Source organism: Streptomyces sp. NPDC051940 (genome assembly GCF_040680895.1).
Classification (GTDB): domain Bacteria; phylum Actinomycetota; class Actinomycetes; order Streptomycetales; family Streptomycetaceae; genus Streptomyces.
In genome coordinates, this window is sequence record NZ_JBFAXR010000067.1 from 39,845 (window position 1) to 46,552 (window position 6,708).

Annotated in this window: 4 protein-coding genes; 2 read left to right on the forward strand and 2 right to left on the reverse strand. The window is 70.4% G+C overall.

All coding sequences use genetic code 11. The features are described 5' to 3' along the window. Window positions 1-5 precede the first annotated feature (5 nt). Together AB0M28_RS24410 and AB0M28_RS24415 are read right to left on the reverse strand one after the other, a co-directional pair. A complete protein-coding gene (locus AB0M28_RS24410) occupies window positions 6-2,849 on the reverse strand; it encodes an SNF2-related protein (protein WP_365408698.1) in 2,844 nt (947 codons plus the stop codon). Between the two features lie 82 nt (window positions 2,850-2,931). Then, complete coding sequence (locus tag AB0M28_RS24415) at window positions 2,932-4,149, reverse strand: protein kinase (RefSeq protein ID WP_365408701.1); 1,218 nt, start codon at window positions 4,147-4,149, stop codon at window positions 2,932-2,934. 122 nt (window positions 4,150-4,271) lie between these two features. On the opposite strand from AB0M28_RS24415, the gene AB0M28_RS24420 reads away from it, so the two are divergent. Together AB0M28_RS24420 and AB0M28_RS24425 are read left to right on the forward strand one after the other, a co-directional pair. Then, window positions 4,272-4,826 (forward strand): transposase, encoded by a 555-nt coding sequence (locus AB0M28_RS24420; RefSeq protein ID WP_365408704.1) that lies wholly within the window; start codon window positions 4,272-4,274, stop codon window positions 4,824-4,826. A gap of 85 nt (window positions 4,827-4,911) precedes the next feature. After that, on the forward strand, window positions 4,912-6,384 hold the full coding sequence (locus tag AB0M28_RS24425) for an ISL3 family transposase (RefSeq protein WP_365408707.1): 1,473 nt from the start codon (window positions 4,912-4,914) through the stop codon (window positions 6,382-6,384). Window positions 6,385-6,708: the final 324 nt, after the last annotated feature.

A 6,708-nucleotide genomic window follows, 5' to 3' on the forward strand; every position in this document is an offset into this window, starting at 1 on the left:
TCGTGTCAGGCGGCGGAGTCGAGGACGGCCAGGACCCGCAGGAGCGGACGGCCTGTCGTCAGGAGGGAGTCGGCCAGTTCGGTCAGGCGGTCCTTGGACTGGCCGCCCGCCAGCGTCGGCTGCTCCCACTTGCCGAGGCGGTGCTTGTACGCCTCGATCGGCGCGTGCAGGGCGTCGTCCCACTCGGTGCGGTGCTGCTCGAGGAACCGGCCCGCGGTATCCAGGGCGCCGCGGATGCCGGCCGCAAGCGCGTCCAGGTCATGGCGCGCCCGCGGATTCGCCATGGTCGGGCCGACTCCCGCACGGCGCAGCACCTCCACCATGTCCTCCGGCTCGTCCTGCGCATCGCTCACGGCCATCCACTTCACTACGGTCGGGCGGCCGACGCCGTTGGAGTAGATGCCCTGGATCAGGTACGTGGGTGCCACGACATCCGCCGTGATCACGGGTGCTTCCTGGCGGCCCAGGCGGACGAGGACCTTGTCCGTCAGCCACTCCACCACCGGATGGAGGTCGGTGAGGAGGGAGATCTCCGGCCAGCTCGACGCCGACGAGTCGCGGGCGCGGGAGAGCGACAGGTCGGCGAGTTTGCGGTTCAGGGTCACCAGCAGGCGTTCGCTCAGCCGCTGCTCGCGTCGGTAGTCGGGTGGCAGCGCCTTCATGCGGTGCAGCAGATCCGCCGGCGGGCGGAAGGAGATCAGCCCCGTCTCCGCGTCCCGGTCCATGTCCAGCTGACGCTGGGCGTCGGGGAAGGTCTCGCGGAGCGCCTCGTCGAGGAACTCGCGGGTGCCGCTGAAGAGGCGGGGGACGTCGGCGGGTGCCGGGACGCTGCCCGGGCCGTCCTGCGCCGTGTCGTCGCCCACCGCGCCGAAGAAGTCCGCGAGGAAGTCCTCCCCGCCGTCCGCATCCGAGGAGTCGGCCGAAGCCCCCGAGGCCTCGAGTGACTCGTCGACCGTACGGCCCCGCAGCAGGTCCTTGATCAGCGACTTCTCCTCGGCCTCCGCCCGGTACAGACCCGATACAGCCTCTGCTGTGCCGAGGGAGCGGTGGGCTTCGTCCTCGCGCTCGAGGAGCCGTTCCGCGACCGTGCGGTCGTCCCTCGCACCGGGAACCCCGCTGGTGAGGATCAGCGCCTGGAACTGCGGCTGGTAGGCCTGTCCGTAGCGGTCGATGCGGCCGTTGCGCTGCTCGATACGGATCAGGGACCACGGGACGTCGTAATGGACGAGCTGATGGCACTGCCGGTGCAGGTTGACGCCCTCGGAGGCCACATCGCCCGTGAACAGGATCCGTACCGGCGTGTCCGCGAGGCCGAAGTCCTCCACGCACTGCATCTGCTGTTCATCGGAGAGGCCGCCGTGCATGACCCGGGCGGCCTGCTTCAGCGCCGCCCCCTTGAAGCCGAGTGCGGCTGGCACGGTCTCGCGCAGCCACTCCAGGGTCTGTACCCGCTCGGAGAAGACCACGACCCGCTGCTCACTCCGCGGGCCGACGCCGATCGCCTTCAGTCGGCCGACCAGGGAGGCGAACTTCGCCGAGTCCGCCTCCGTCATCTCGTCCGTCAGCTCGTCCAGCCGGCGCAGCGCGGCCAGCTCGGCGGCGGTCGCCGCCGGCTCGTCCTTCTTCACCAGCGTCTTGGTGCGCGCAGCGACCGTCGCCCGCAGGGCCACATGCGAGGAGAGGAAGGATTTCAGAAGGGTGTACGGGAAGAGGGGGACATCGCTGACCGACGTGCCGGTGTCGGACGGCAGCCACACCTGCGCCAGCTCCTCGAAGACCCGCTCCTCGGCCGGGGTGGCCGGGCAGTGCACGGGGTCGCTCGGGCCGCGGTCCGCCCACTGGCCCTTCATCTGGTCGCGGACCTCGGCGCTGACCTTCGTACGGCGGATGAAGAGGTGTTCGATGTCCGAGGCCGCGTAGCGCTCAGGGTCCGGGATCGCCGCCGGGTCGAGGAGGCTGATCAGCTCGGCGAAGGAACGGGCGTCTCCGTTGTGCGGGGTCGCCGAGGCCAGGATCAGTGCGTCGGTCTGCGGTGCGAGGACACGGGCGAGCTGATTGCGCAGCGAACCGCGGTTGATGAGGTTGTGGGACTCGTCGATGACGACCGCGTCCCACTTGATGCGCTCCAGGTGGTGCTTGTACTGGTCCGTGTTCTTGAGCGTGTCGATCGAGACGATGACTCGTTTGAAGTACGTGAACGGGTTGCGGCCCGCGGGGATTTCGCGCTGCACCTTCTCGATGCCCGCTGAGTCCAGGCGGATCAGGGGGATCGCGAAACGGGTCCACAGCTCGTGCTGGAACTGCTCCAGCACATGCTGGGGCGTGACGACGAGGATCCGCTCGCCGCGGCCGCGCCGGATCAGCTCCGCGAGGGTCAGACCGATCTCGAGGGTCTTGCCGAGGCCGACCACGTCCGCGATCAGCATGCGGGGCTGCAGGTTCCGTCCGGAGAGGGCGAGTTGGGCCGGCCGCTGCTGGTAGGGGAGCGCGTCGAGGAGGAAGCTGTCTGCCAGGGCGAGGCCGCGTTCCGACTGTGGGAGCGGAGTCTTGCGCAGCACCGCTTCGAGGAAGAGGCGGCTGCGGCGGAAGTTCGGGGAGTCGTCGGCGATCAACTTCGTGCGCCGCGGATCCATCAGCTCCACGTCGTCGAGCTCGGTGAAGAACACCGCTTCCTGATCGCGTACGAACTCGCCGATACCGACGGCTTCGATACGGTCCCCGTCGTTGGCGCTGCGCGTGACGTTGCGTACGAGCCACTCCTCGTCCCGCACCACGATCTGCGCGCCCGGCGGGTACTGGGCTGCCGCCTCGTCGGACGCGGTGGCCCGGGTGTCGGCCTTGACGGTCACGCGGGGTACCTCCTGGGTCCTGAATCGCTGCTGTTCTGCTGTCGGTGCACGCTGTCGGTGCCTGCTGTCGGCCGGTGGAGCCTCAGAATGCCGCGCGCTGGGCGTAAACCTCGCGCAGCTGCTGGGCCACCCTGCGGGCCTGCGGGGAGTGGCGTACGGCGGGCCTGCCGGCGGGCGCGGGTGTGCGCTGCGGGCGGTCCGGGGGGCGGTCCTGCGGTGCGGGCTCGGTGCGGAGCGTCGGGGTGTAGGGGGCGGGGGCGGGCGCCGGCAGTGGGACGGTCGGTGCGGTGGCGGGGTGGTCCGCGGGAAGCGGGACGGTCGGCGCGGTCGCGGGGTTCCCGGCCGGGACGGTCGGCAGCTCGGCCGGGGAGAGCGGGGGCGCCGGTGCCGGGTTCTCCTCGGCCGGACCGGTCGGCGTTCCCTGCGCCGCCGTCTGCGCCGTGAGCCGGCGCCGCGCCTGGGCCACCGTCAGGCCCTGCCCTTCGATGACGCCCCGGCAGGCCGCCACCATCTGGGGCAGCGTCGGCCGGTCGGCGGGGGCGTGCCGCAGCATCGAGGTGAGCAGGGGGACGAGCTCAGCGGGGGCGTCGGAGAGGTTCGGCTCCTTGGAGTCGTCGGTGAGCTGGTGAAAGAGCACGTGGATGTTGTCGGCGGCGAAGGGGTAGTGGCCGGTCGCCGCGAAGAGGAGGCATGCGCCCAGCGCGTACACGTCCACCGGACCCCCGAGCGGCTTGACGTTGTTCGCCTGCTCAGGGGCCATGCAAGCGGGCGTGCCCATCACCGTGTGCGGGGCCGTGAGTGAGGCGCTCGACTCGGTGAAGACCGCAAGGCCGAAGTCGATGATCTTCGGCCCGTTCGGCCCGAGGAGGATGTTGGCCGGCTTCAGGTCGCGGTGGAGCAGCCCCTGCTTGTGCACCCCGATGAGCGCCTCGGCGAGCGTCGCGCCCAGCGATGCAGCCAGCGGGAGTGGGAGCGGGCCGTGGGTGTGGATGTGCTTGCGCAGATCCGGCCCGTCGACGTACTCCGTGGCCAGCCATGGGCGCTCGGCCTCCGGGTCCGCGTCCAGGAAGGCGGCGATGCGCGGACCCCAGATCGTCTTGAGGACCTCGGTCTCCTGCGCGAAACGCCTGCGGGTCTCGGTGTCGACCAGCGTCGGTTTGATGACCTTGACAGCCGCCGGCTCGCCACCCGGCGACTCGCCGAGGTAGACCTGCCCCATGCCGCCGTGGCCGATCCGGCCAAGCAGCTCGAATCCGCCGAGCTCGGTGGGATCCTCGGGGCTCAGCGGCGCCACGTTCACGTGAGTGGTGTCCCTTCGGCCAGGTCAGTCGATATGCGCGCTCGTCCCCAAAGGTAGTCCACCGCACGGCTGGGCGTCCTTGGTGCGCTGCGACCTGGCCTCGTGGCCGGTGAGGGGCGAGTGTGGCCGGCCAAGCCAGCCGCCACCTCATCCACCTCATCCACGCCAGCCGGCCGGATTCCGCCTGCCCCGCCCCGCCCGAATCAAGACCGGGCGCCCCCGCCCGCCCCGCGCCCGGCCGGTGTCGCCCGCACCTGCGGCGGCCTGCGCTGTGCGCCCTGCAGGACTTCGCCGACTTGCTGGATGCCGCCCGCGTCCAGCTCGGCGGGAACATCGTGCTGGTGTGGGACAATGCCACCCAGCACGTGGATGCGCGAGCTTCTGGTGGCCGCGAGCGGTGGCTGACGGTCTTCCGACTCCCGCCGTACGCACCGGACCTCAACCCAGCCGTAGGGATCTGGGCGCACCTGAAGAACGACCTGGGCCACCTCGCCGCCTGCACCATCGACACCCTCGCCGACCTGGCCCGCACCCGGCTGAAGACGATGCAATACCGACCCGACCTGCTCGACGGCTTCATCGCCGAGACCGGCCTCACCCTGACCCGGGAGTGTCTGGATCTTGGGTCTTCCAAGATTTTCGTAGGCGTTGATCGTTCTGGTGATCGGTCGTGGTGATCTGCTTGTTCCTGGCAGGCTGGCGGTGTGTGTCGTTGTGGTTAAGGAACTGCTGCCGCAGCTGGCGGGCTTACGGATCCGTGGGGTGGACGCGAGCGGTGGGGTGCTGCGGATCACAGCGCTGACCGGGGAGGGCGAGTCCCGCTTGTGTCCGGGGTGCGGGCAGGCGTCGGAGTGGACGCACTCGCGGTATGTGCGCCGGGTCGCGGACGAGGCGGTGGGCGGACGGCCGGTGGTGATCGAGCTGTCGGTGCGTCGGTTGTACTGCGAGAACCCGGCCTGCCCGAAGGTGACCTTCGTGGAGCAGGTGGACGGGTTGACGGAGCGCTATCAGCGACGGACGCCGATGTTGCGCCGGGTGGTCGAGGCGGTCGCGGTGGCGTTGGCCGGCTCGGCGGGCTCCCGGCTGCTGGCCGTGCTGCACCAGGTGCTGGCCGGGGCGACGGTGCTGAACTGCCTGATGCGGATCGCGCTGCCCGAGCGCCGCACTCCGCGGGTGGCCGGGATCGACGAGTTCGCCCTGCTCAAGGGGCACCGCTACGCCGTCATCATCACCAACGCGGCCACCGGCGAGGCGATCGAGGTGCTGTGTGACCGGCGGGCCCCGGCGGTGACCGCCTGGCTGCGGGACCGTCCGGCGATCCGGGTGATCTGCCGGGACGGCTCCGGCTCCTTCGCCCAGGCGATTGCGGACGCCGACCCTACGATCGTGCAGGTCATGGACCGGTGGCACCTCTGGCACGGCCTCATCGAAGCGGCGGTGAAGGAGGTGGGTGCCCACGCCTCGTGCTGGGGGAAGTTCGGCCCGCCACTGCGCGAGGGCAAGCGGGCGGCCACCACACGGGAGCGATGGCAGCAGATCCACCAGCTCCTCGACGCCGGGGTGAGCACCATGGAGTACGCCCGCCGGCTCGGTCTGGGCCTGAACACCGTCAAACGCTATGCCCGCCTCAGCGAGCCGGACCGTCTCGTGCGCGCCCCGACCTACCGTCCCGGCCTGGTGGATCCCTACCGCGACCACCTGCGCGCCCGCCGCGCGGCGGATCCGTCGGTGGCCACCACCCGCCTGCTCGCCGAGATCCGCGCCATGGGCTACCCCGGCAGCGCCAACCTCCTGGTCCGCTACATCAACTCCGGCCGCGTCGAGGCCGACCACGCCAGCTTGTCCCCACGCCGCGTCACCCGGCTGCTGGCCACCCGCCCCGATCACCTGGACGCCGTCCAGCACACCCTGCTCGGGCAACTTGCCGGCGCCTGCCAGGAGATGAAGGACCTTGCCGCTCAGGTCCGCGCCTTCGCGATCCTGCTCAACCCGCGAGCAGGCAACGATCTGCTCCTGACCGACTGGATCACCGACACCCGTGCCGCTGACCTGCCTTTCCTGCACTCCTTCGCCAACGGCCTGGAGCGCGACCGCGCCGCCGTCGACGCCGCGCTCACCCTGCCCTGGCACAACGGCCGCACCGAGGGCGTCAACAACAAAATCAAGCTCCTGAAGCGGCAGACTTACGGACGCGCCAGACACGCCCTTCTCCGCCAGCGCATCCTGCTCAGCTGAAACCGTCAGACCAAGCCGATCAACACCTACGAAAATCTTGGAAGACCCAAATCTAGGACAGTCCCCGGCCTGGGCGCTTGGGCTCGATCCGGCTGGTCTACAGTCCGAAGCGGCTTCCCTGGCCCGGCTCGCAGAGCTCTCCCGAGGACCGGTCGCTGCGGCCTGCCTCGTAGTCGGGTACGAGGGCGATCCGCTCGACCCCTTGTTCGGCACCGCCTCCGCCCAACCCGGTCGTGTCCCTTCTCGTGGTGTAGGGGATCAATCCTCGGTGGTGGCGGGTAGGGCTGCGGTGTCCGTGGTGGTGTAGACCGCGGCCATGCTCTC